Raw genomic sequence first — 24,779 nt, forward strand, 5'->3', positions numbered from 1 at the left:
GTAATCCGAGCACAAAGGTGCGCCGAGTATGCCGCAGAATCAGGGCGTGAGACAGCCGTGGCCGGGGCCGCCGAACGGCCCCGGCGCTGCCTCAGACGAAGCAGAGCGACAGTGGCTCGGCGATGTAGGCCGGTTTTTCCTGGCCTTCGATCTCGAGGGTGACGGTGGCCTTGAGCAGCCACTGGCCGGGCTTCTTCTCGGTCGCGTCGGTGAGGTCCACCTTCAGGCGCACGCGGCTGTCGACTTTCACCGGCTGGATGAAACGCACGCTGTCCAGGCCGTAGTTGACCACCATCTTCAAGCCCTCGGGCAGCACGAGGATGTCTTCCATCAGCTTGGGAATCAGCGACAGGCTGAGGAAGCCGTGGGCGATGGTGGAGCCGAAGGGGGTCTTGGCGGCTTTCTCCGGATCGACATGGATGAACTGGAAATCGCCGGTGGCCTCGGCGAACAGGTTGATGCGCTGCTGATCGATCTTCAGCCATTCGGAACGTCCCAGTTCCTTTCCAACGTACTGCGAAAGCTCTGCAACAGGTACATAGGGCATCGCGACTCTCCAGGTTGTCTTTTGGTACGAAGGTGCAAGATCACCACGGTGCACCGTTGCGGTCAAGTTCTTCCCTTTTCGGCGAATATCGCCTTATACAGGCAGGACGCGTGCTTATAATGGCGCCCGATGCCCCAAGGAGATGCTTATGCTGTTGCGTGGATTGACCTGGCTGGTGGTGTTCCAGTTGCTGGGCACGGCGATCAATCACCTGGTACTGCCCATGTTGCCGGGCCCGATCATCGGCCTGCTGTTGCTGCTGGCCTGCCTGATGATCCGCGGCGAAGTTGGCAAACCGCTCAACGAGGCCGCCAGCAGCCTGCTGCGTTACCTGCCGTTGCTGCTGGTGCCGCCAGCCGTCGGCGTGATGGTCTATGCCCGCGACATCGCCGCCGACTTCTGGGCCATTGCCGGTGCGCTGGTGATCTCCTGCCTGGTCACCCTGGTGTTCGTCGGCGTACTGATGCAGAAGCTGATCCATCGCCACGGCAAGCACGAGGAACAGCCATGAGCCTCGACTGGCAGGGTGCATTGCAAGCCGTCATTCACCACCCATTGTTCGGGATTGGTATCACGCTTGGGGTTTACCAACTGGTGCTCGCCGGCTACGAGCGCACCCGTTGGATCTTCCTGCAACCGGTATTGGTGTCGATGCTGGTCCTGATCGGTGTGCTGCTGGCGTGTGGCATCGACTACAGCGAGTACAAGCGCAGCACCGAAATCCTCAATATTCTCCTCGGGCCGGCCACCGTGGCCCTGGCGGTCCCGCTCTATCTCAACCTGAGGCGTATCCGCCAACTGTTCTGGCCGATCTTTACTACGCTGGTAATCGGGGGAGTGTTCGCCACCCTGGCCTGCGTGATGCTGGGCTGGTGGTTCGGCGCCGAACACATGATCCTGATGACCATGGCGCCCAAGTCGGTGACCTCGCCCATCGCCATGCTGGTGGCCGAGCAGATCGGTGGCGTAGCGGCACTGGCGGCGGTATTCGTGCTGATCACCGGGGTGATCGGCGCCATCTTCGGCCCGGCGCTGCTGACGCGCTGTGGTGTGCTCAGCCCCGAGGCGCGGGGTATGGCCCTGGGCGTCACCGCGCACGCGGTGGGCACCTCGGCGGCCTTGCAGGAAAGTGATGAATGCGGCGCTTTCGCCGCGCTGGCGATGAGCCTGATGGGCGTGGCCACGGCGGTGTTCCTGCCGCTGGCAGTCAGTCTGGTGGCTTGAGGAGTCGAGATGACGTTACCGCTGTTCCCCCTCAATACCGTGCTGTTTCCCGGCTGCTTGCTCGACTTGCAGATCTTCGAGGCGCGTTACCTGGACATGATCGGCCGCTGCATGAAGCAGGGCGAAGGTTTCGGGGTGGTGTGCATTCTCGAGGGCGATCAGGTGGGGAAGGCTCCGGCAGGCATCGCTGAGTTCGGCTGCGAGGCGCTGATCCGCGACTTCGTGCAGCAGGACAACGGCCTGCTGGGCATCCGTGTCGAAGGTGTGCGGCGCTTCAGGGTGGAGCAGACCGATGTGCTCAAGGACCAGTTGATGGTCGGCGAGGTGCAGTGGCTGGTCGATCAGGCGGACAGCCCGCTGGGCGAGCAGGACGATGACCTGCTGGCGCTGCTGGTGGCCCTGGGCGAGCACCCGATGGTCGAGGCGCTGGACATGCCGCGCGAGGTGGACGGGCGCCAGTCGCTGGCCAACCAACTGGCGTACCTGCTGCCGTTCATGGAAGAGGACAAGATCGACCTGCTGGCGATCGACTCGCCAGTTCAGCGGCTGGAGGCGATCCAGACGCTGCTGGAACGGATCCAGGGCGAGTTGTTTGCCTGAGGTCGCGGGGGCAACTCCAACTCCCGCGCATCGCTTCAATACTGATAACGCAGCAACGCCTTGGGCAGCGAATGCATGGCGAAGAACGCCAGCAGCGCGATACACGCCGGCAAGATCAGCCACCACACCTTTTGCGGCAGTGCTCTCAGTGGCTCGCGATACTGCACCAGCGTCAGGCTGGCTGCACACACGCAGCACGCCAGCAGGGCGCCGGCCAGGATGTCGGTCGGCCAGTGTGCGCCCAGGTACACCCGTGACAGGGCGATCGACAGCGCTGGCAGCACTCCCAGCAGCACCCACGTCAGGCGCATGCGCGGCGGCTGGCCACGACCGGCCAACACCGCCAGCACCAGGAAGAACGCAAAGGATGCCGAGCTGTGCCCGCTGGGCATGCTGTAGCTGGTCAGCGGATCGACCAGCACTTCCGGGCGTGCCCGAGCGAACAGCCATTTCAGCGAGCCGTTGCACAGCGCGGTACCGATCAATGCGCCGCCGGCGAACAGCGCATGGCGCCATTGCCGTGCCAGTAGCAGGAGGCCGGTCAGCAGGCCACCGAGGAAGAACTGGGTCTTGAAGTCGCCCAGGCGGGTGACGATGACCACGGCACCGTCGATGGCCTTGCTGCGATGCTCCTGCACCAGGGTCATCACGCCCTGGTCGAATTCGTGCAGGTAGGGCCAGCCGAGGAATACGCCCGCCAGGGCCACCAGGCTCAAGCCTGCGATCAGGCGGGTGCCGTGGCGCTGGTCGCGAATGCTGGCGTTGAAACTCAGGCCTACCAGCACGGCCAGACCACCGGCGATGATCCCTGCGTCCAGCCAGAACCCTTCAGGCAGGGGCAGACGCATCGCTGCGCCCGTGGCCCAGCCGGGCAGCAGGTAGGCCACCGACCAGCCGGCACCGGCCACCAGGCTCACGGCGATGAAGCGCGGCAATGGCATGTCGAACATGCCGGCGACCATCGGCAGCATCGGCCGCAGCGGGCCGATGAAGCGGCCCACCAGCAGGCTGGCGATACCGTAGCGCTGGAAGTAGGTTTCGGCGCTGCCGATCCATTCGGGGTGGTGGCGCAGCAGCGGCAGGCGTCGGATGTTCTGATGGAAATACTTGCCGATGGCGTACGACATGGCGTCACCGAGCATGCCGCCGAGAAAACCCAGCAGCAGCGTCTCGCCCAGGCTGAAGGTGCCGCTGCCGGCCAGCACCGCCACAGCGAACAGCAGCACCGTACCGGGCACGATGATGCCAGCGATGGCCAGGCACTCGATGCAGGCGATCAGGAAAATGGCCAGGCCAAGCCACTGCGGGTTGGCGCTGAGCCAGCTGGTCAGGCTGTCGAGCCATTGGCTCATGGTGTCAGTTTCCTTGTTCCAGAATGAAGAAATCCCGTCCTTCGACCTGGCCCCGACGCAGCGGGTTCCGGGTGCAGAAACGGGCGAATTCGGCGTCCACGAAGCGGTACGGCAGGTGCTCGTCGCGGCCGTGAGGGATGCCCAGGCGGGTGGTCTGGATCACGCGCGGCACGCTGACTGCGCAATCTTCGACATAGAGCCGCTGCGGGTCGAAACGGCGGGCGTCCCAGTCCGGCACCTTCAGGCCCAGGGCGCGGCACAGCAGGGTCTGGCCGGCGCACAGGCGCTCTGCCGGGCGCAGGTTACCGCTGGCATCCGGGTTGTTCAGCTGCATCTGCGCCAGGCTGTTGTCATCGGAGAGGGCGTCGACCCAGGGATAGGCCGACTTGATCAGCACGGCGTTGCCCGGCCCGTGGGCGCTGAAGTTCAATGAGTCGCCGCCGCGGGCGTAATACATGTAGATGTGCCCGCCGTCGAGGAACAGCGCCTTGCGCTTTTCCGTATAGCCGAGCGAGGCGTGGCTGCCTTTGTCGGTAAGGTAGTAGGCCTCGGTCTCGATGATGCGAGCGGCCAGCCACAGGTCGCCGTGGCGGTGGCGGATGACCTTGCCCAGTAGCGCGCGGGCGAGGGTCTGGGCGTCGCGGTCGAAGAAGCTGTCGGGCAGGGCAAGGGCCGGGCAGGGGACGGGCATATTGGCGGTTCGTGGTGGTGAGGGCAGGGATGATAGCAATGAACGGCTTAATCGAGGCTGAACCATGTTGTAACTGGGTGGATCTTCCCGGGGTTTCGCCCGCTTCTGCCCAGGCCACGCACCCCTGGTAGGAGCGGGCTTGCCCGCGAAAGAGTCGACGCCATAAACGGCCAGTTCCGATACTGGTAGTTACATCTTTCCTACATATTTCCGCTGCCATCTTCTACCATCCGCCACCCGCCGCTGGGCGTACCCGAGCGCGGCAGTTATAATCAGCCGATTTCCCCTTTGCCAAGACACCGAACCCATGACCGAGTCCGTTCTTGACTACATGACCCGCCTGGGTCGCGCCGCCCGTGAGGCCTCGCGGGTGATCGGCCGCGCCAGCACTGCGCAGAAGAATCGCGCCCTGCAGGCCGCCGCCGACGCGCTCGACGCAGGCCGCGCCGAGCTGACCGCAGCCAACGAACAGGACCTCGCCGCAGGCCGTGCCAATGGCCTTGAGCCACCGCTGCTGGACCGCCTGGCGCTCACCCCGGCGCGTATCGACGGCATGATCACTGGCCTGCGCCAGGTCGCTGCGCTGCCGGATCCGGTCGGTGCGATCCGCGACATGAGCTACCGTCCGTCGGGCATTCAGGTCGGCAAGATGCGCGTCCCGCTCGGTGTGATCGGCATCATCTACGAGTCGCGTCCGAACGTCACCATCGACGCCGCCAGCCTGTGCCTGAAGTCCGGTAACGCCACCATCCTGCGTGGCGGCTCGGAAGCCATCCACTCCAATCGCGCCATCGCTGCCTGCATCCAGCGCGGCCTGGCCGAGGCCGACCTGCCGCCAGCCGTGGTGCAGGTGGTCGAAACCACCGACCGCGAAGCCGTCGGTGCGCTGATCAGCATGCCCGAGTTCGTCGATGTCATCGTTCCGCGTGGTGGTCGTGGCCTGATCGAACGCATCAGCCGCGATGCTCGCGTGCCGGTGATCAAGCACCTGGACGGCATCTGTCACATTTACGTCGATGCGCACGCCGACCTGGAGAAGGCCGCGCGCATCGCCTTCAACGCCAAGACCTACCGCTACGGCATCTGTGGCGCCATGGAGACGCTGCTGGTCGATGCCAGCGTGGCCCAGGCGTTCTTGCCAGACATGGCCCGCCGCTTCGAAGAGAAGGGCGTCGAGCTGCGTGGCTGCGAGCGTACCCAGGCGATCATCGCCGCCAAGCCGGCCACCGAGGACGACTGGCACACCGAGTACCTGGATGCGATCTTGTCGATCCGCATCGTCGATGGCCTGGATCCGGCCATCGAGCACATCAATCACTATGGCTCGCACCACACCGACTCGATCGCCACCGAGCACCAGGGTAACGCCCGGCGCTTCATGGCCGAGGTCGATTCGGCGTCGGTCATGCTCAACACCCCGACCTGCTTTGCCGATGGCTTCGAGTATGGCCTGGGTGCAGAGATCGGCATCTCCACCGACAAGCTGCACGCCCGCGGTCCGGTCGGCCTGGAGGGGCTGACCTGCGAGAAGTACGTGGTGATCGGCGACGGTCAGTTGCGCGGGTCCTGCTGAGTTGAGCAAGGCCCCGGCAGTCCGGCGTATCGGCATTCTCGGCGGCACCTTCGACCCGGTGCACATCGGCCACCTGCGCAGCGCGCTGGAAGTGGCCGAGTTCATGGGGTTGGACGAGCTGCGCCTGTTGCCCAACGCCCGGCCGCCGCACCGCGATACACCGCAGGTGGCCGCCACCGACCGGCTGGCCATGGTGCGCAGTGCGGTACAAGGGGTCGAGGGCTTGAGCGTGGATGCCCGGGAGCTGGCGCGCGACAAACCGTCGTACACCATCGACACCCTGGAGTCGATCCGCAGCGAACTGAACGCGCACGACCAGCTCTACCTGGTGCTGGGCTGGGATGCCTTCTGTGGTCTCCCGGGCTGGCACCGCTGGGAAGAGCTGCTGCAACACTGTCACATCCTGGTGCTGCAACGCCCGGATGCCGATGTCGAACCCCCCGATGAGCTGCGCAACCTTCTGGCTGCGCGCTCGCAGAGCGATCCCACCGCCATGTCCGGCCCGGCGGGGAACATTTCGTTCGTCTGGCAGACGCCGCTTGCGGTGTCCGCCACACAGATCCGGCAGCTGCTGGCCAGCGGCAAGTCGGTTCGGTTCCTGGTGCCGGACGCAGTACTGGCCTACATCGAGGCGCACGGTCTGTACCGTGTGTCCAACTGAGGGCGCTGCAGGGCGCCTCATTACAACGAGTTGAACGAGTTTTATATGACCAAGCAGAAAATCAATGGCGAAGAACTGGTCGAACTGACCAAGGCCGCGCTGGAAGACGTCAAGGCCCAGGATATCCAGGTCATCGACGTGCGCGACAAGCACAGCCTCACCGACTACATGATCATTGCCACCGGTACCTCCAACCGCCAGATCAACGCGATGCTGGAAAAGGTCCGTGAGGCCGTCAAGGCCAAGGGCGCGCAGCCGCTGGGCGAAGAAGGCAAGGGCGACAGCGACTGGGTGCTGCTGGACCTGAACGACGTCATCGTGCACATGATGACCGCCGCCGCCCGTCAGTTCTACGACCTTGAGCGCCTGTGGCTGGGCGCCGAGCAGAGCCGTGCTGCTGATGCCAAGCACCACAGCCCGGAAAACGCCAGCGACTACTTCACCGACAAACTCAAGGATCGGGAATAAGGAAGCGTCGTGCGTCTGCGTCTGATCGCGGTCGGCTCGCGCATGCCGAAGTGGGTCGAGGAAGGCTGGCACGAATACGCCAAGCGCCTCCCCGCCGAGCTGTCGTTGGAGCTGGTTGAAATTCCGCTGAACACCCGTGGCAAGAACGCCGACGTTGCCCGCCTGATCCGTCAGGAGGGCGAGGCGATGCTGGCCAAGGTCCAGCCCGGTGAACGGATCGTCACGCTCGAAGTCCATGGCAAGCCGTGGAGCACCGAGCAGCTGGCGACCGAGCTGGATCGCTGGCGCCTGGATGCGCGTACGGTCAACCTGATGGTGGGCGGCCCGGAAGGGCTGGCGCCGGAAGTCTGCGCCCGCGCCGAGCAGCGCTGGTCACTGTCGCCGCTGACCCTGCCGCACCCGTTGGTGCGGATACTCATCGGTGAACAGATCTATCGCGCCTGGACCGTGTTGTCCGGGCACCCTTACCACAAATGACTTCGTAAGCCTGTCCGATGCCGCAGCAGATCCGCCTCAAGGACCACGAGAAAGACGCACGCCTGGTGCGCAACCGCGTCGTGGTCGGCGCGGTGGCGATCATGCTGCTCGTGTCCGTGCTGATCGCGCGCCTGTATTACCTGCAGATCATCCAGTACGACTACCACTCGACGCTGTCGGAGAACAACCGGGTGCATGTGCAGCCGATCCCGCCGACCCGTGGGCTGATCTTCGACCGCAACGGGGTGATCGTTGCCGATAACCGGCCAAGCTTCAGCCTGACCATGACCCGCGAACGGGCAGGCAAGTGGCAGGAGGTGCTGGATACCATCATCGAGGTGCTCGAACTGAGCGAAGATGATCGTGCCCTGTTCGAGCGCCGCATGAAGCAGGGGCGTCGGCCGTTCGAGCCGGTGCCGATCCTGTTCGAACTGAGCGAGGAGCAGATCGCCCGCGTCGCGGTGAACCAGTTCCGTCTCCCCGGCGTTGAGGTGGCGGCGCAACTGGTGCGGCATTACCCACAAGGGGCGCATTTCGCCCATTCGGTGGGCTATGTCGGGCGGATCAACGAGAAGGAGCTCAAGTCCCTCGATCCGGTGAACTACAGCGGCACCCATCATATCGGCAAGACCGGTATCGAGCGCTTCTACGAGGACGACCTGCACGGCCAGGTTGGCTATGAGGAAGTCGAGACCAACGCTCGCGGCCGTGTATTGCGGGTGCTCAAGCGCACCGACCCGATTCCTGGCAAAGATATTGTCCTGAGCCTGGACATCAAGCTGCAGGAGGCCGCCGAAGAGGCGCTGGCCGGGCGCCGTGGTGCGATCGTCGCCCTCGATCCGCGCACCGGCGAGGTCTTGGCGATGGTCAGCCAGCCGAGCTTCGACCCCAACCTGTTCGTCACCGGTATCAGCTTCAAGGCCTATGCCGAGCTGCGCGATTCGATCGACCGCCCGCTATTCAACCGCGTGCTGCGCGGCCTGTACCCGCCGGGCTCGACCATCAAGCCGGCAGTGGCCATCGCCGGCCTGGACAGCGGCGTGGTCAATGCCAGCAGCCGGGTGTTCGATCCGGGCTATTACCAACTGCCCAACTATGACCACAAGTACCGCAACTGGAACCGTACCGGCGATGGCTGGGTGGATCTGGATGTGGCGATCATGCGCTCGAACGACACCTACTTCTACGATCTTGCACACAAGATGGGGATTGATCGGTTGTCGGCCTACATGAACAAGTTCGGTATCGGCCAAAAAGTCTCGCTGGACATGTTCGAGGAGTCGCCCGGGTTGATGCCATCACGTGAGTGGAAGCGCGCCACCCGCCGCCAGGCCTGGTTCCCCGGCGAAACGCTGATCCTGGGCATTGGCCAGGGCTACATGCAGGCAACGCCCCTGCAACTGGCCCAGGCCACCGCGCTGATCGCCAACAAGGGCAAGTGGAACCGTCCGCACCTGGCCAAGACCATCGAGGGCAAGCAGCCGGTGGATGAGAATCCGATGGAAGACATCGTGCTGCGCGACAAGAACGACTGGGCCCGGGTCACCCATGGCATGGAGCAGGTGATGCACGGCGCGCGCGGTACAGCGCGCAAGGCCGCGCTCGGGTCGCAATACCGCATCGCCGGCAAGAGCGGTACCGCGCAGGTGGTGGCGATCAAGCAGGGCGAGAAGTACGACCGCAACAAACTCCAGGAGCGTCACCGCGACCACGCGCTGTTCGTCGCCTTCGCACCCGCCGAAGATCCGAAGATCGTGGTCTCGGTAATGGTCGAGAACGGCGAGTCCGGCTCCGGCGTCGCCGCCCCCGTGGTGCGCCAGGTCATGGACGCCTGGTTGCTCGACGAAAACGGCCGGCTCAAGCCCGAATTTGGCCCTGCCACTGTCACTGTCGCCCAGGAAACGGCCCCGTGAAGAACAATTTCGATCGCATGCTCTCCAGCGAGGACGTGATGCGCAGGCGCGCCAGCTTCCTGCAGCGCATCCATGTCGACGGTCCACTGCTGCTCATTCTGCTGACGCTCGCCGCCGGCAGCCTGTTCGTCCTCTATTCGGCCAGCGGCAAGAACTGGGACCTGCTGATGAAGCAGGCCAGTTCCTTCGGCATCGGCCTGGTTTCCATGTTCATCATCGCCCAGCTAGAGCCGCGCTTCATGGCGCGCTGGGTGCCGTTGGCCTACGTGGCGGGGGTGCTGTTGCTGGTGGTGGTGGACGTGATGGGCCACAACGCCATGGGCGCCACGCGCTGGATCAACATTCCCGGGGTGATTCGCTTCCAGCCCTCGGAGTTCATGAAGATCATCATGCCGGCGACCATCGCCTGGTACCTGTCCAAGCGCACCCTGCCGCCCCATCTGAAACACGTGGCAATCAGCCTGGTGTTGATCGGTGTGCCGTTCATCCTTATCGTCCGACAACCCGACCTTGGCACGGCTTTGCTCATCCTTGCCTCCGGCGCGTTCGTGCTGTTCATGGGCGGCTTGCGCTGGCGCTGGATCATCAGCGTGGTGACGGCGGCCGTACCGGTGGCTGTGGCGATGTGGTTCTTCGTGATGCATGACTATCAGAAGCAGCGGGTCCTGACCTTCCTCGACCCCGAGAGCGATCCGCTGGGCACTGGCTGGAACATCATCCAGTCCAAGGCCGCGATCGGTTCGGGCGGGGTGTTCGGCAAGGGCTGGCTGCTGGGCACCCAGTCGCACCTGGACTTTCTGCCCGAAAGCCACACCGACTTCATCATTGCCGTACTGGGTGAGGAATTCGGCCTGGTGGGCATCTGTCTGCTGCTGATCATCTACCTGTTGCTGATCGGTCGCGGCCTGGTCATCACCGCGCAGGCTCAGACCCTGTTCGGCAAGTTGCTGGCCGGCAGCCTGACGATGACCTTCTTTGTTTATGTATTCGTCAACATCGGCATGGTAAGTGGCCTGCTGCCCGTGGTGGGTGTGCCGTTGCCCTTTATCAGCTATGGCGGAACTTCGTTGGTGACGCTGCTGTCAGCGTTTGGCGTTTTGATGTCGATCCACACGCACCGCAAATGGATCGCACAGGTTTGAAAAAGGTGAAGAATTTCATGCAAGCAGTGCGTGGCTGGGCTGCCCGTTGTATGCCGTGGATCGGCGCGATGGGGCTGCTCGGCGCTGTCCAGCAGGCCAATGCCGGCGACTATGACGGCTCGCCCAAGGTGGCCGAATTCGTTGGCGAAATGACCCGCGACTACGGCTTTGCCGGCGAGCAACTGATGGGTGTATTCCGCGAGGTGCAGCGCAAGCAGGCGATCCTCGACGCGATCTCGCGTCCGGCCGAGCGGGTCAAGCCCTGGAAGGAATACCGCCCGATGTTCATCACCGATGCGCGCATCGCCCGCGGTGTCGACTTCTGGCGCCAGCACGAAGCCGTGCTGGCCCGCGCCGAGCAGGAATACGGCGTGCCGGCCCAGTACATCGTCGCGATCATTGGCGTGGAAACCTTCTTTGGCCGCAATACCGGCAACTACCGGGTCATCGATGCCTTGTCGACGCTGGGCTTCGACTACCCGCCGCGAGCCGAATTCTTCCGCAAGGAGCTGCGAGAGTTCCTCTTGCTGGCGCGTGAGGAGCAACTCGACCCGCTCACGCTCAAGGGGTCCTATGCTGGCGCCATGGGCCTGCCGCAGTTCATGCCGAGCAGTTTTCGCAATTACGCCGTGGATTTCGACGGCGACGGCCACATCAATATCTGGAACAACCCGGATGATGCCATCGGCAGTGTGGCCAGCTATTTCAAGCGCCACGGCTGGGTTGCCGGGCAGCCCGTGGTCAGCCGGGCCCAGGTCAGTGGCGCGCGTGTCGACGAGGGCCTGACCGCTGGCATCGAGCCTGTGAAGACGGTCGGGGAGTTGCGAGCGCTGGGCTGGTCGAGTCATGATGCGCTGCGCGATGATCTGCCGGTCACGGCGTTCCGGCTCGAAGGCGACAACGGCCCCGAATACTGGATGGGCCTGAAGAACTTCTACGCGATCACGCGTTACAACCGCAGCGTGATGTATGCCATGGCGGTGCATCAGCTCTCGCAACAGCTGGTCCAGGCACGGGGCGTCAAGTAATGCGCGAATTGTTCAAAGCCAATACCTTCAAGTTGCTGACTTGCGCCGCCATCGGCGTATTGCTGGTCAGCTGTTCTTCCAGCCGTCCGACCTCGCAGGGGGGCGGCAACACCGTTCGCTCGCAGCCGGGCCTGGACATCAACCGTGCCCACAAGGACGGTGCACCCTGGTGGGACGTGGACGTCAACAAGATTCCCGACGCTACCCCGACCGTGCACACCGGCAACTACAAGGCCAACCCGTACACCGTGCTGGGCAAAACCTATTACCCGATGCAGGACTCGCGCAACTACCGCGCCGAGGGCACGGCGTCGTGGTACGGCACCAAGTTCCACGGGCAGAACACCGCCAACGGTGAGCTTTACGACCTCTACGGCATGAGCGCGGCGCACAAGACCCTGCCGCTGCCGGCCTATGTGCGGGTGACCAACCTGGCCAACGGCCGCAGCGTGATCCTGCGGGTCAACGACCGCGGGCCATTCTATTCGGATCGCATCATTGACTTGTCGTACGCCGCGGCGAAGAAGCTCGGTTACGCCGAAATCGGCACCGCCCATGTGCGCGTCGAAGGCATCGACCCGCAGCAGTGGTGGGCGCAGAAGGGCCAGCAGCCGCCATTGATGCTCAAGGAGCCGCAGGTCGCCCAGGCGCAGCCGATCCCCGCCAGCACCGGGCGTGTCGAACAATGGACCCCGCCGCCGCAGCAGCACGCTGCTCCCGTGGTGCCGGTGCAGGTGGCCGGCAACAACGTACCGGGCAACAGCGGCGGCAGCTTCCTTCAGGTCGGCGCCTTCGCCAACCCGGACGCCGCCGAGCTGTTGCGTTCGAAGTTGAGCACCATGGTCAGTGCGCCGGTGTTCATCAGTTCCATCGTGCGCAACCAGCAAACGCTGCACCGGGTACGTTTGGGGCCGATCAGCAGCCAGGGTGAAATCCAGCAGGCGCAGGACAGCATTCGCCTGGCGAACCTGGGGCAGGCCAAGCTGGTCACAGCAGACTGAAAGCGCAGTACCTTCCGGCGCGGGTTTGCCCGTGAGCAAGACGATGCCGACCTGTCGGTTTGTTCATGAATTGCCAGGTCCGGCCATGTACAATGGCGGTTTTGCCCCTTGGGGCATGGGCTGTCCGCCAGCCCCGAAGCAGACTGAAACGCCGTGGTCTCCCCACGGAACATCAGACCATTAGCGATTTACGAGAGACGGATGAACATCACCAACCTTGCCAAACGACTTTGCCTGCCCGTACTGCTGCTGATCGTGCCCGCTGCCTTTGCAGCCGAGCAGATGATGCCAGCACCTCCGCAGTTGGCAGCCAAGTCCTATGTACTCATGGATGCGTCCAGCGGCAACGTGCTGGTCGAGAACAACGGTGACGAGCGCCTGCCGCCAGCCAGCCTGACCAAGCTGATGACCGCCTACATCGCCACCCTCGACATCCGTCGTGGCCAGATCGGCGAGAACGACCCGGTGACTGTCAGCGAGAACGCCTGGCGTACCGGCGGTTCGCGCATGTTCATCAAGGTCGGCAGCCAGGTGACCGTCAGCGATCTGCTGCACGGCATCATCATCCAGTCGGGCAACGATGCCTCGGTAGCCCTTTCCGAGCACATCGCCGGCAGTGAAGACGCCTTCGCCGACATGATGAACAAGACTGCCGCCGACCTGGGCATGTCCAATTCGCACTTCATGAACCCGACCGGCCTGCCGAACCCTGAGCACTATTCTTCGGCCCACGACATGGCCCTGCTGGCGCGTGCGATCATCAACGAAGATCCGGCGCACTACGCGATCTACTCGCAGAAAGAGTTCTACTGGAACAACATCAAGCAGCCTAACCGCAACCTGCTGCTGTGGCGCGACAAGACCGTCGACGGTCTGAAGACCGGCCACACCGAGGAAGCCGGCTACTGCATGGTGGCCTCGGCCGTTCGCGATGGCCAGCGTCTGATCGCGGTGGTGTTCGGCACCAACAGCGAGCAGGCCCGTGCCGCCGAAACGCAGAAGCTGCTGACCTACGGTTTCCGCTTCTTCGAAACCCAGACCTTCTACCAGAAGGGTACCGAGCTGACTCAGGCGCCGGTCTGGAAGGGCGCAACCGCTCAAGTCAAGGCGGGTCTGGCCAACGACCTGACCATGACCATGCCTAAAGGCCAATTGAAACGCCTCCAGGCTTCGATGACCATGAACCCGCAGCTGACCGCTCCGATCGCCAAAGGTGACGTGATCGGTAAAGTGGAAGTCAAACTGGACGAGAAAGTGGTGCACAGCGCCGACCTGATCGCCCTGGATGGCGTCGAGGAAGGTGGTTTCTTCCGCCGTATGTGGGATAGCATCCGCCTGTTCTTCTACGGTTTGTTCAACTGATACGTGACCGGCCATGCCCCCGTGCAACCGCTCGGGGGCATTGTTGTTGCCACGCCTTACGAGGGCGTACGCGCCATGAGCGAAGCTGACGTCAAGTCGCACAAAATCGAGTTCCCCTGCGCCGATTACCCGATCAAGGTCATCGGCGATACCGTTGTCGGCTTCAAGGACATGGTCATCGAGGTCCTGAGCAAGCACGCCAAGGTCGACCTGTCCACCCTGGCCGAGCGCCAGAGCAAGGAAGGCAAGTACACCACGGTACAGCTGCACATCGTCGCCGAGAGCGAGAACCAGCTGCACGACATCAACAGTGCCCTGCGTGCCACCGGCATCGTGAAAATGGTACTGTGATGCCCGTGTCCCTCGGTTTTCGCGATCTTGGCCTGCAGCCCTATGAACCGGTGCTGGAAGCCATGCGTCGCTTTACCGAGCAGCGCGGCCCGGACAGCCAGGACGAAGTCTGGCTGGTCGAGCATCCCGCGGTCTTCACCCAGGGCCAGGCCGGCAAGGCCGAGCACCTGCTGATACCGGGCGATATCCCGGTGGTGCAGACCGACCGCGGCGGTCAGGTCACCTACCACGGCCCCGGCCAGTTGGTCGCCTACCTGCTGCTGGACGTGCGTCGCCTGGGTTTTGGCGTGCGCGAGCTGGTCAGCCGCATCGAGAGTACGCTCATCGAACTGCTCGCCAGCTACGGCGTGCAGGCGCTGGCCAAGCCCGACGCCCCTGGCGTCTATGTCGATGGCGCGAAGATCGCGTCACTTGGCCTTCGAATCCGCAATGGCCGTTCGTTCCACGGCCTTGCCCTGAACGTGGACATGGACCTTGCGCCATTCCGCCGAATCAACCCCTGCGGGTATGCGGGGCTGGCCATGACCCAGCTGCGCGACCTGGCAGGCCCGATCGAACTTGACGAGGTCAGGACAAGGCTGCGTGGACAGCTGGTCAGGCACCTCGACTATGCTGAGCAGACGACCCTCACGGGCGGAATCGACTGATTATGACAACTGTGCAAGAAGCCGTGCCGAACTTGATCGCGACGCAAGACGTCACCCCACGCCCTGCCCCCAAGAAAGTGGAAGCCGGGGTCAAGCTGCGTGGCGCCGATAAGGTCGCGCGCATCCCGGTGAAAATCATCCCCACCGACGAACTGCCGAAGAAACCCGACTGGATCCGCGTGCGCATCCCGGTTTCGCCGGAAGTCGACCGCATCAAGCAACTGCTGCGCAAGCACAAGCTGCACAGCGTCTGCGAAGAGGCATCCTGCCCTAACCTGGGCGAGTGCTTCTCCGGTGGTACCGCGACCTTCATGATCATGGGTGATATCTGCACCCGTCGCTGCCCGTTCTGCGACGTTGGCCATGGTCGTCCGAAGCCGCTGGACCTCGATGAGCCGAAGAACTTGGCGGTCGCCATTGCCGATTTGCGCCTGAAGTACGTGGTGATCACCTCGGTAGACCGCGACGACCTGCGTGATGGTGGTGCCCAGCACTTTGCCGATTGCATCCGCGAAATCCGCGCCCTGTCCCCAGGCGTGCAGTTGGAAACCCTGGTACCGGACTACCGCGGGCGTATGGACGTAGCGCTGGAAATCACCGCGCAAACGCCGCCTGATGTGTTCAACCACAACCTCGAGACCGTGCCGCGTCTGTACAAGGCCGCGCGTCCTGGGTCGGACTACGACTGGTCGCTGGACTTGCTGCAGAAGTTCAAGCAACTGGTGCCGCACGTCCCCACCAAGTCGGGCCTGATGCTCGGCCTGGGCGAGACCGACGAGGAGGTCATCGAGGTGATGCACCGCATGCGCGAGCATGACATCGACATGCTGACCCTCGGCCAGTACCTGCAGCCGTCGCGCAGCCACTTGCCGGTGCAGCGTTTCGTGCACCCCGACACCTTCGCCTGGTTCGCCGAGGAAGGCTACAAGATGGGCTTCAAGAACGTGGCCTCCGGCCCGCTGGTGCGCTCGTCCTACCACGCCGACCAGCAGGCTCACGAAGCCAAGATCAAGCTCTGATCGGGGCTGAGCTGAACATGCCGATGCACGCCGGAAGGCGGCATCGGCATTTTTGTTTTCCGGGGCAGCGCTGCCTATGTGCGTCCTTCATTACCCCCGTTAGAGTGGCCAGCCCTCATATGCAAGGAATCGCACGATGAACTGTCTTGAAACCCCGGTCTTCAGCCTGCCCAGGGCATTGCCCGGCAACGCCTGCTTCGCAATTGTCGCGCCAGCGGGGCCTGCACGGCTGGATGTGGGCAAGGCGCGTCAATGGTTCGAGCAGCGCGGCTTGCGTTGCCGCATCTACCCGGGCGCGCTACAGGCGGACGGCTACCTGGCAGGCAGTGACGCGCAACGCGTGCGTGACCTGCACGACGCCTTCGCTGACCCTCGGATCGACGCGATTCTGTGCATGCGAGGTGGCTATGGCAGCATGCGGCTGCTTGATCGGCTGGATTTCGAGCTGATTCGTCGCCACCCCAAACCCTTGATCGGCTACAGCGACATCACCGCCCTGCACACGGCAATCCAGCGCCATGCCGGGTTGCTCACCTTCCATGGCGGGATGCTCAATGCCGACCTGCTCGGTGCCAAGCTCGAGCCGACCGTCAGTTCGTTGTTCCAGCAATTGCAGGGGCAGCTCGGGCGAGGCGATGCCATCGAGCACCCGGCGGCGTTTGGCCTGACGACCGTGGTCCGTGGTGTCGCCAGCGGGCGGTTGGTGGGTGGCAACCTGTCGATGCTTGGGGCGACTCAAGGCACCTTGGCGCAGATCGATACCCACGGCAGCATCCTGTTCATCGAGGACGTCAACGAGCCCCTGTACCGGGTGGACCGCCTGCTGACCCAGTTGCGTCTGGCTGGCACGCTGGAGGGGGTCAAGGGTGTGCTGGTGGGAGACTTTGCGGGGATCACGGTGACGGCGTTGGCGCCATTGCTCAGAGACGTATTCGGGCCGCTTGAGGTGCCGGTACTGGCAGGATGGCGCAGTGGACACTGTGATCCGAATGTCTGCCTGCCGCTGGGGGCGCAGGTGCGGCTGGACAGTGATGTACAGAAGCTTGTGCTGGAGCAGGCGTTGTTCACAGCCTGAAGCTATAGGGGCTGCACAAGCAGCCCCACTACTCTCTAGGGCCGCAGGCTATCGAGCAGCTTGTGCGTCGGATACCCATCAGCCGGCCAGCCTTGGGCCTGCTGAGCATTGCGAATGGCTTTGCGGGTGTTGGCACCGATGATGCCATCGGCGTTACCGGCTTCGTGCCCGCTGGCATTGAGCAGGTTCTGCAGCTCCATGCGCTCGCTGCGGCTCAGTGGCAGGTCGTCCTTCGGCCACGAACCGGCAATGAAACCCCAGCCCGAGAAGCGATCACCCAGCAGGCTTACCGCCAGCGCGTAGGACGAGGAATTGTTGTACTTCAGGATTGCGCGGAAGTTGTCCAGTACCAGGAATGCCGGTCCGCGCGCGCCTGCTGGAAGCAATAGCGCTGCCGAGAGCTGGTTGCTGCCGCTGGGCAGTTGGGTGCCGGTCGGCAGTGTCACACCCAGGCTCAACCATTCGCTGACCGACTTGCGTTGGGCGCCGTCTGCCAGCCAGTAATCGAAGTCTGCCGGCACCTGAACCTCGAAACCCCAAGGCTGGCCACGCTTCCAGCCCGAGCTTTGCAGGTAGTGCGCGGTGGAGGCCAGGGCGTCTGCCGTGCTGTTCCAGATGTCGCGGCGGCCATCGCCGTCGAAGTCCACCGCGTGGGTGTTGTAGGTGGTAGGGATGAACTGGGTCTGCCCCATTGCACCGGCCCAGGAGCCGCGCATGGCCTCGGGCTGAATGTCGCCGTTCTGGAGGATCTGCAGGGCTGCGATCAATTGGTCCTGGGCGAAGGTCGGGCGGCGGCCCTCATAGGCTAGGGTGGCCAGCGAGCGAATCACCGACTTGTTGCCCTGGAACTGTCCGAAATTGCTCTCCATGCCCCATACGGCAACCAGTACCTGGCGGTCGACGCCATAACGTTGCTCGATACGGCCGAGTAGCTCGGCGTGCTGTTCCAGCAGTTTCTTGCCGTTGCGCACGCGCAGGGGCGACAACGCACCGTCGAGATATTCCCAGACCGGGCGGGAGAACTCAGGCTGGCTGCGATCGGCCTTGATCACGTCCATGTCGGGCGTCACGCCAACGAATGCACGGTCGAAGGTGCTTGGGCTGATACCAGCTTGCAGCGCTTGTTGGCGGAAGCCCGCCTGCCATTGGGCGAAGGTCTGCAACGGTTGGATTTCGCTGCTGGCGTCAGTAGCGGTGCCGGGCAGGGTAACGTTCGGAGCGGGCTGGGCAGGGGCCAGCGGCAGGGCGTCGGCAGCGGTGGGTTTTTCCGCGCAGGCGACGAGCAGGATGAAGCTGGAGGCCGCGATCAGCTGGCGGGTGCGCCAGCGCTGGGAAAGACTGAAGGACATGCACAGATCCAGTTTTGCAGTTCAGGTGCCGACCATATCATGCCTGCGCCGTTTTCAGGCGGCCAGAAAGCAAGAAGCCTCCCAATCTCTCGATTGGAAGGCTTCGCGGCGGTAGCTGCCCTTGCCCTTTTCCGGTCGTTCCTGGCGGCAGCGGAACAGGGGTTGGGCGATGATCGACTTGGCCTTGTTGGGGCCGTGTTTTTTCGGCTTCTTGCTCATGGCGGGGTTCCCAGGTTGGATGAACTTGGGGGCGGACTTTATGGCCTAGGCGAACGGGGAGCCAATTGATTGTGTGTATTGACGTTGAGTGACGACCTGTGACACCCCTGTGGGAGCGGGCTCGCCCGCGAACACCGGCGCAGCCGGTGCCACTCACCGCGTTGCCTGGTTCGTGGGCAAGTCGGGGCGCCGAACCGCCGCCCCCACAGTAGTCCCAATTATTCCGAAGGCAGTGCCAGACGCTGCCCGGCCATCAACAGCGACAGCCGCGACAGCCCGGTCCACGGCGAACCCTCGGCCTGGCCTTTGATCTGTGCGTCGATGCGTTGGGCATCCTGCAGCAGTTGCGCCCAACGTTGCGCTGACAGGCGCTGCAGTGCTTTGCTGACCAGAGGACGGCGTTTGTCCCACACGGGCGGGCGCGCCTGGCTGAAGGCCTTGTCCAGCGGTACACCCTGGCTGAACTGCTGGGCCAGCCCCGCCAGCAGGCGCAGCTCGCGGGCCAGCGCCCACAGAATGACCGGCGGCTCGACCCCCTCGCCACGCAGCCCTTCGAGCATGCGCAGGGCATGTCCGGCCTCGCCGTTGAGGATGGCATCGACCAGGCCGAAGACATCGAAGCGGGCGCTGTCGGCGACGGCGGCCTGAACGGTCTCGACGGTGATCTGGTTGCCCTCGGCGAGCAGCTTGAGCTTCTCGATCTCCTGGGCGGCCGCCAGCAGGTTGCCCTCGACCCGTGCGGCGATCAGGTCGACGGCATCGCGCTGTGCCGACAGCCCGGCCTGGGACAGGCGCTGATTGATCCATTGCGGCAATTGCTGGGCGTCCACCGGCCAGATCTGGATGAACTGGCAGTGTTCGCCTTCGATGATGGCCTTGCCCCACTTGGTCTTCTGCGCGCTACCGTCGAGCTTGGGCAGGCTGACCAGCAGCAGCGTGTCTTCGGCAGGATTGGCGCAATACTCCATGAGCGCGGCAGCGCCCTTGTCGCCGGGTTTGCCCGACGGCAGGCGTAACTCCAGCAGACGACGTTGGGCGAACAACGACAGGCTGGCACCGGCCAGCAGCAGGCTGCCCCAGTCGAAATTGGCATCGGCGCTGAACACCTGGCGTTCATCGAAGCCCTGTTGGCGCGCGGCGGTGCGAATGGCGTCGGCGGCTTCCTGGCACAGCAGCGGATCGTCGCCACTGACCACATAGACCGGGGCCAGTGTGCCTTGCAGGTGCTTGTTGAGTTGGGCGGGAGAAAGCTTCATGGGATGGGCGGGGCACCAGCGGTGCCCCGTTCAGGCTCAATGGGCCGGGACTTCCAGCGGCGATTGCTGGGGCGTGTTGTCCTGAATGCGCTGGGCCTCTTTCAGGGCTTCGGCTTCGGCGCGTGCACGCTCGTCAGCCTTGCGCTGAAGGTGCGCCAGGTGTTCCGGAGTAAGCTGCTGCAGGCGGACCATCATGCCCTGCACCAGGTCGCGACGCATTTCCTGGCGAACCTGAGTGGCTTCCTGGGTGGAGCCGGTGATGTTGTTGCCGTCGTAGACATAGATCTTGCGTACTTCCAGCTTGTCTGCGAGCAGTACTGCATCGTTCTGACCTTGAACCTCGTAGTTCAGCACGGTGGTCAGCTCGTATTCAGCAGAGCGGCTGCCGCCGGAGTAGGTCGCCGCGCGCTGGCTGTCCTGCTCGTTGGTCAGTACCAGTTTGTAGGGCGCGCCGGCCTGGACCTTGACACCACTGTTCTGCAGGGTCTGGCGCAGTTGGGTGACGGTCTCGCCGTAGGCGTTACGTGCACCGAGGTCCAGCTCCTTGAGGGCAATTTCGTTGGTGCCGGTACCGCGCAGCTGGAAACCGCAGGCACTGAGCACGGCGGCCAGGCCTATTACCAGCAGATTGCGTTTGATCATGTTGTTGCTCCCTTGTGGGCCTGTTCCGCCCGCCCCGCGTCTAAGGGGCGGGCGTTGCCATCAGTTGGCGACGATGTTGACCAGTTTGCCCGGTACCACGATGACCTTGCGGATGGTCAGGCCATCGAGGAAGCGCAGGACATTGTCGTTGTTACGGGCGGCGGCTTCGATTTCCTCGCGGCTGGCGGCAGCGGGCATTTCGACCTGGCCACGCAGCTTGCCGTTGACCTGGACCACCAGGGTGATGGTGTCCTGTACCAGCGCGCTTTCGTCGACGGTCGGCCAGCCAGCATCGATCACCGCCTGGGTGTGGCCCAGTTCCTTCCACAGTGCGTGAGAGAGGTGCGGGGTGATCGGTGCCAGCAACAGGGTGACGGCCTCCAGGCCTTCCTGCAGCAGGGCGCGATCCTGTTCGCTGGCTTGCGGAGCCTTTTCCAGGACATTCATCAGGGTCATCACCTGGGCGATGGCGGTGTTGAACTTGTGGAACTGACCCACGTCGGTGCTGGCTTGCTTGATTGCTGCGTGGATGCCGCGGCGGATGACCTTCTGTGCGTCGTCCAGGGCAGCGATGTCCAGCTTGCCTGGCAGGCCCTGGGCAACATGGCCGTGAGCCAGGCGCCAGACACGGCGCAGGAAGCGGCTCGCGCCTTCGACACCGGAGTCGGACCACTCCAGGCTCATGTCGGGCGGCGAGGCGAACATCATGAACAGACGGCAGGTGTCGGCGCCGTAGGCGTCGATCATGGCCTGCGGGTCGACGCCGTTGTTCTTCGACTTCGACATCTTCTCGGTGCCGCCGATTTCCACCGGCAGGCCGTCGGTCTTCAGGCGTGCGCCGATGATCTTCGCCTTGGCATCGCGCTCGACCTCGACGTCGGCCGGGTTGAACCAGTCACGGCCGCCGTTGCTGGCGACGCGGTAGTAGGTTTCGGCGACGACCATGCCTTGGGTCAGCAGGTTCTTGAACGGCTCGTTCGAGGTGACCAGGCCTTCGTCGCGCATCAGCTTGTGGAAGAAGCGTGCGTAAAGCAGGTGCAGGATGGCGTGTTCGATACCGCCGATGTACTGGTCGACCGGCAGCCAGTGGTTGGCCGCTTTCGGGTCGACCAGGCCACCCTCGTAGTTGGGCGAGGCGTAGCGGGCGAAGTACCAGGACGATTCGACGAAGGTGTCCATGGTGTCGGTTTCGCGCTTGGCCGCGGTGCCGCATTTCGGGCAGGTGCACTCATAGAACTCGGGCATGCGCGCCAGTGGCGAGCCAGCGCCGTCCGGCACTACGTTCTCTGGCAGCACGACCGGGAGCTGGTCTTCCGGCACCGGCACGTCGCCGCAGGACGGGCAGTGGATGATCGGGATCGGGCAGCCCCAGTAGCGCTGGCGGCTGATACCCCAGTCGCGCAGGCGGAACTGGGTGCGCGACTTGCCGAGGTCCTTGCGGATCAGCGCGGCTTCGATGGCGTCGAAGGCGCCGGCGAAGTCCAGGCCGTCGAACTCGCCGGAGTTGATCAGTTGGCCGTGCTCGCCATAGGCGGCCAGCCATTCGCTGCCGACTTCGTCGCCAGCGCTGGTGCGCACCACGGCCTTGACCGGCAGGTTGTACTTTTGAGCGAACTCGAAGTCGCGCTCGTCATGGGCCGGAACAGCCATCACCGCGCCATCGCCGTAGTGCATCAGCACGTAATTGGCGACCCAGACCGGCAGCTTCTCGCCGGTGAGCGGGTGCTCGACCAGCAGCGAGGTGGCCATGCCTTTCTTTTCTTGCGTGGCCATGTCGGCCTCGGCCACGCTGCCGCTCTTGCATTCGTCGATGAATGCTTGCAGCGCCGGGTTGCCCTGGGCGGCCTGGGTGGCCAGCGGGTGCTCGGCGGCGACGGCAACGTAGGTGGCGCCCATCAGAGTGTCGGGACGCGTGGTGAAGACCTTCAGCGCGCCCTCGTGACCGATGCTCGCCTGGTCGTAGGGGAATTGCACTTCCATGCCACGCGACTTGCCGATCCAGTTGCGCTGCATGGTCTTGACCTGCTCGGGCCAGCCCGGCAGCTCGTCGAGGCTTTCCAGCAGCTCGTCGGCGTAGTCGGTGATGCGGAAGTAGTACATCGGGATTTCGCGCTTCTCGATCAGCGCGCCAGAACGCCAGCCGCGGCCATCGATGACCTGCTCGTTGGCCAGCACGGTCTGGTCGGCCGGGTCCCAGTTCACGGTCCCGTTCTTGCGATAGATCACGCCTTTTTCGAACAGGCGGGTGAACAGCCACTGCTCCCAGCGGTAGTAGTCCGGCTTGCAGGTGGTGACTTCACGCGACCAGTCGAAGGCCAGACCCAGGCTCTTGAGCTGGGTCTTCATGTATTCGATGTTTTCGTAGGTCCACTTGGCCGGGGCGACGTTGTTCTTCATCGCCGCGTTTTCCGCCGGCATGCCGAAGGCATCCCAGCCCATCGGCTGCAGGACATTCTTGCCCAGCATGCGCTGGTAGCGGGCAATGACGTCGCCGATGGTGTAGTTGCGCACGTGGCCCATGTGTAGCTTGCCGCTCGGGTACGGGAACATCGATAGGCAATAGTAAGTATCCTTGCCTTGCTGTTCGGTGACAGCGAACGATTGTTGCTCGTCCCAGAAGTTCTGGGCGGCGGCTTCTAAATCACGGGGCTGGTATTGTTCGTGCATGGCTACTTTTGCTGAGAGTGAAGAGACCTTGTTTCCAGGCAGCGCAACCTCGCTGCGTCCGGCACTCCGGTGTCGATGAGAGTGAACGGCCTAGCATACATGAGCGTCGCGCGTCGTGGGAAACCCAGAATGCGATTGACGCCGCGCGGGCCGTTTGTCGCAGCGGGCTGCTGCTTTTTTCAGTGCCGCTAAGCTCATCTATGGGGGGAGATATTCTTACCTTCAATGAGGTGAACGGATGGGAGAGTCGCAGCTAACCGCAATCAAACCGGAGCTATACGAACGCCTGATCGACCGACTGGGCCTGGCACTCGAAGTGGCCAGAACCTCGGTGCGACTGCGCGACGAAATGCCAGCAGAATTGGAGCTGCGCGGCCTGAGCCCCGCGGAGTTCCAGGTGATCAAGGCTTATCTGGACACGCTTCCGGAGAGCCGTTTCGCCAGTGCCGGCGCCTACCCTCAGCCGGAGTCGGGCAAGGGCAAGATCGTCTGGCTCAAGGACCGGCAGCGCCCCGCTGCAATGGACAGATCCAGAACGCAACCTTCCCGATAGCCGTTCAGGACACCAGGCCCGCGTCGTTTCGTGACGCTTCTTCGATACACCACTCTGATCGACGCCGGTCGCGCACTTGTTGCCCGGCGTCGATCCTCTTAGGCTGCACCTCTTCTATTGAGGTGCGCGCATGCCGATTCGTTTTTTCGTCAAGCAGTGGCTTATGCCGCCGGGCTTGCTGTTCCTGTTGCTGCTGGCAGCTTGGTGGCTGCGCAAGCGCCGCCCGCGCCTGGCCGGGTTGTGCTTTGTCATCGGGCTGGCGGGCTTGTGGCTGATGAGCCTGCCGTTGGTGGTACAGGAGTCGGCACGGGCGTTGGAAACCGAGGCACCCCTGGCACTGGATGAGTGGGCCGGGTTGGCTGCGCGTGCCGATGCCATCGTGATCCTGGGCGCAGGCCGGGAGCGTGGCGATCCGGCCTGGGGCGGACAGGACCAGCCCGCTGGCACGGCGTTGGAGCGCATGCGATATGCGGCGCAGTTGGCCAAGGCTTCGGGCTTGCCGGTGCTGACCACCGGCGGCCTGCACTACGGCACGCCGCCGAGCGAGGCGCAACTGATGGCCGATCGGCTCAAGGCTGACTTCGGGGTGGATGTGGCCTGGAAGGAAGAGGCCAGCCGCACGACCTGGGAAAACGCTCGTTTCAGCGCCGATGTTCTGCAGCCGTTGGGCCTGCGCCGTGTGGTGGTGGTGACCCAGGCCTGGCACATGCAACGCTCACGCTGGAGCTTCGAGCAGGTGGGGTTCGAAGTGGTGCCCGCGCCAGTGGGGTTCCTGGGGGGCGATCATGCACGACCGTTTGCCGGGCTGCTGCCGGAAAGCCGGGCGATCTGGCAGAGCGGGCAGTTGCTCAACGAGGCGGTAGGGCTGCTGGGATATCGATTGTTCTATTGATGTGGCAAACGCTGTGCTGGTCTCTTCAAGGGGAGCGCGCGCCCACAGGCACTGGGTCCTTAAGACCTTG

General features: G+C 63.8%; 26 protein-coding genes. 18 read left to right on the top strand and 8 right to left on the bottom strand.

What is annotated here, in order from left to right:
- Positions 1–91 precede the first annotated feature (91 nt).
- On the bottom strand, positions 92–547 hold the full coding sequence (locus F6X62_RS19460; RefSeq protein WP_054892800.1) for a MaoC family dehydratase: 456 nt from the start codon (positions 545–547) through the stop codon (positions 92–94).
- A 148-nt stretch (positions 548–695) separates the two neighbouring features.
- On the opposite strand from F6X62_RS19460, the gene F6X62_RS19465 reads away from it, so the two are divergent.
- From F6X62_RS19465 to F6X62_RS19475, 3 genes are read left to right on the top strand one after another with little or no spacing between them, the layout of a single operon-like run.
- Positions 696–1,058 carry a CidA/LrgA family protein gene (locus F6X62_RS19465; protein ID WP_054892801.1) on the top strand — a complete coding sequence of 121 codons (363 nt, stop codon included), beginning with the start codon at positions 696–698 and terminating at the stop codon, positions 1,056–1,058.
- Complete coding sequence (locus tag F6X62_RS19470) at positions 1,055–1,771, top strand: LrgB family protein (protein WP_153774449.1); 717 nt, start codon at positions 1,055–1,057, stop codon at positions 1,769–1,771. Before F6X62_RS19465 ends, F6X62_RS19470 begins: the two co-directional genes overlap by 4 nt.
- Positions 1,772–1,780: 9 nt before the next feature.
- Positions 1,781–2,371 carry an LON peptidase substrate-binding domain-containing protein gene (locus F6X62_RS19475; protein WP_054892803.1) on the top strand — a complete coding sequence of 197 codons (591 nt, stop codon included), beginning with the start codon at positions 1,781–1,783 and terminating at the stop codon, positions 2,369–2,371.
- Positions 2,372–2,406: 35 nt separating this feature from the next.
- Here the strand turns inward: F6X62_RS19475 and F6X62_RS19480 are convergent, their stop codons facing one another.
- Entirely contained in the window at positions 2,407–3,723 is a 1,317-nt protein-coding gene (locus F6X62_RS19480) for a bifunctional DedA family/phosphatase PAP2 family protein (RefSeq protein WP_054892804.1), read from the bottom strand.
- Between the two features lie 4 nt (positions 3,724–3,727).
- On the bottom strand, positions 3,728–4,414 hold the full coding sequence (locus F6X62_RS19485; protein WP_153774450.1) for a DNA-3-methyladenine glycosylase: 687 nt from the start codon (positions 4,412–4,414) through the stop codon (positions 3,728–3,730).
- 307 nt (positions 4,415–4,721) lie between these two features.
- On the opposite strand from F6X62_RS19485, the gene F6X62_RS19490 reads away from it, so the two are divergent.
- The 13 genes from F6X62_RS19490 (at position 4,722) to F6X62_RS19550 (ending at position 17,131) form a co-directional block, all read left to right on the top strand.
- Positions 4,722–5,987, top strand: a complete 1,266-nt coding sequence (locus F6X62_RS19490) for a glutamate-5-semialdehyde dehydrogenase (RefSeq protein ID WP_153774451.1) — start codon at positions 4,722–4,724, stop codon at positions 5,985–5,987.
- 1 nt (position 5,988) lies between these two features.
- Complete coding sequence (gene nadD / locus F6X62_RS19495; protein WP_153774452.1) at positions 5,989–6,648, top strand: nicotinate-nucleotide adenylyltransferase; 660 nt, start codon at positions 5,989–5,991, stop codon at positions 6,646–6,648.
- Between the two features lie 45 nt (positions 6,649–6,693).
- Positions 6,694–7,116 (top strand): ribosome silencing factor, encoded by a 423-nt coding sequence (gene rsfS / locus F6X62_RS19500; protein ID WP_054892808.1) that lies wholly within the window; start codon positions 6,694–6,696, stop codon positions 7,114–7,116.
- Positions 7,117–7,125: 9 nt separating this feature from the next.
- A complete protein-coding gene (gene rlmH, locus F6X62_RS19505; RefSeq protein WP_054892809.1) occupies positions 7,126–7,593 on the top strand; it encodes a 23S rRNA (pseudouridine(1915)-N(3))-methyltransferase RlmH in 468 nt (155 codons plus the stop codon).
- Between the two features lie 17 nt (positions 7,594–7,610).
- On the top strand, positions 7,611–9,506 hold the full coding sequence (gene mrdA, locus F6X62_RS19510) for a penicillin-binding protein 2 (protein WP_065861513.1): 1,896 nt from the start codon (positions 7,611–7,613) through the stop codon (positions 9,504–9,506).
- Between the two features lie 38 nt (positions 9,507–9,544).
- Positions 9,545–10,648, top strand: coding sequence for a rod shape-determining protein RodA (gene rodA / locus F6X62_RS19515; protein ID WP_054892858.1), 1,104 nt, complete (start codon positions 9,545–9,547; stop codon positions 10,646–10,648).
- Positions 10,649–10,665: 17 nt separating this feature from the next.
- Entirely contained in the window at positions 10,666–11,676 is a 1,011-nt protein-coding gene (gene mltB / locus F6X62_RS19520; RefSeq protein ID WP_153774453.1) for a lytic murein transglycosylase B, read from the top strand.
- Complete coding sequence (locus F6X62_RS19525; protein ID WP_065861514.1) at positions 11,676–12,677, top strand: septal ring lytic transglycosylase RlpA family protein; 1,002 nt, start codon at positions 11,676–11,678, stop codon at positions 12,675–12,677. Before mltB ends, F6X62_RS19525 begins: the two co-directional genes overlap by 1 nt.
- A 201-nt stretch (positions 12,678–12,878) precedes the next feature.
- Positions 12,879–14,039 carry a D-alanyl-D-alanine carboxypeptidase family protein gene (locus F6X62_RS19530; RefSeq protein WP_054892812.1) on the top strand — a complete coding sequence of 387 codons (1,161 nt, stop codon included), beginning with the start codon at positions 12,879–12,881 and terminating at the stop codon, positions 14,037–14,039.
- A 75-nt stretch (positions 14,040–14,114) separates the two neighbouring features.
- Positions 14,115–14,390: a DUF493 domain-containing protein gene (locus F6X62_RS19535; RefSeq protein WP_054892813.1), complete on the top strand. Its 276-nt coding sequence runs from the start codon at positions 14,115–14,117 to the stop codon at positions 14,388–14,390.
- On the top strand, positions 14,390–15,037 hold the full coding sequence (gene lipB, locus F6X62_RS19540) for a lipoyl(octanoyl) transferase LipB (RefSeq protein WP_153774454.1): 648 nt from the start codon (positions 14,390–14,392) through the stop codon (positions 15,035–15,037). Before F6X62_RS19535 ends, lipB begins: the two co-directional genes overlap by 1 nt.
- A gap of 2 nt (positions 15,038–15,039) precedes the next feature.
- Positions 15,040–16,056 (top strand): lipoyl synthase, encoded by a 1,017-nt coding sequence (gene lipA / locus F6X62_RS19545; RefSeq protein ID WP_063542599.1) that lies wholly within the window; start codon positions 15,040–15,042, stop codon positions 16,054–16,056.
- Between the two features lie 136 nt (positions 16,057–16,192).
- Entirely contained in the window at positions 16,193–17,131 is a 939-nt protein-coding gene (locus F6X62_RS19550; protein ID WP_153774455.1) for an LD-carboxypeptidase, read from the top strand.
- A 35-nt stretch (positions 17,132–17,166) separates the two neighbouring features.
- Here the strand turns inward: F6X62_RS19550 and F6X62_RS19555 are convergent, their stop codons facing one another.
- The 5 genes from F6X62_RS19555 to leuS all read right to left on the bottom strand — a co-directional run bounded on the left by F6X62_RS19555 (position 17,167) and on the right by leuS (position 23,264).
- Entirely contained in the window at positions 17,167–18,480 is a 1,314-nt protein-coding gene (locus F6X62_RS19555; RefSeq protein ID WP_153774456.1) for a lytic murein transglycosylase, read from the bottom strand.
- Between the two features lie 54 nt (positions 18,481–18,534).
- Positions 18,535–18,699 (bottom strand): alternative ribosome rescue factor ArfA, encoded by a 165-nt coding sequence (arfA, locus tag F6X62_RS19560; protein WP_039580593.1) that lies wholly within the window; start codon positions 18,697–18,699, stop codon positions 18,535–18,537.
- A gap of 218 nt (positions 18,700–18,917) precedes the next feature.
- On the bottom strand, positions 18,918–19,955 hold the full coding sequence (gene holA / locus F6X62_RS19565; RefSeq protein ID WP_153774457.1) for a DNA polymerase III subunit delta: 1,038 nt from the start codon (positions 19,953–19,955) through the stop codon (positions 18,918–18,920).
- A 36-nt stretch (positions 19,956–19,991) separates the two neighbouring features.
- Complete coding sequence (gene lptE, locus F6X62_RS19570) at positions 19,992–20,597, bottom strand: LPS assembly lipoprotein LptE (protein WP_054892819.1); 606 nt, start codon at positions 20,595–20,597, stop codon at positions 19,992–19,994.
- Positions 20,598–20,657: 60 nt separating this feature from the next.
- Positions 20,658–23,264, bottom strand: a complete 2,607-nt coding sequence (gene leuS, locus F6X62_RS19575) for a leucine--tRNA ligase (protein ID WP_153774458.1) — start codon at positions 23,262–23,264, stop codon at positions 20,658–20,660.
- A 238-nt stretch (positions 23,265–23,502) separates the two neighbouring features.
- Between leuS and F6X62_RS19580 the strand changes: the two genes are divergently transcribed.
- Both F6X62_RS19580 and F6X62_RS19585 read left to right on the top strand, forming a co-directional pair.
- Positions 23,503–23,817 (top strand): hypothetical protein, encoded by a 315-nt coding sequence (locus F6X62_RS19580; RefSeq protein WP_054892821.1) that lies wholly within the window; start codon positions 23,503–23,505, stop codon positions 23,815–23,817.
- A 130-nt stretch (positions 23,818–23,947) separates the two neighbouring features.
- Positions 23,948–24,709: a YdcF family protein gene (locus F6X62_RS19585; RefSeq protein WP_153774459.1), complete on the top strand. Its 762-nt coding sequence runs from the start codon at positions 23,948–23,950 to the stop codon at positions 24,707–24,709.
- Positions 24,710–24,779: the final 70 nt, after the last annotated feature.

The organism is Pseudomonas sp. MNR3A (assembly GCF_009650575.1).
Lineage (GTDB): Bacteria > Pseudomonadota > Gammaproteobacteria > Pseudomonadales > Pseudomonadaceae > Aquipseudomonas > Aquipseudomonas machongensis.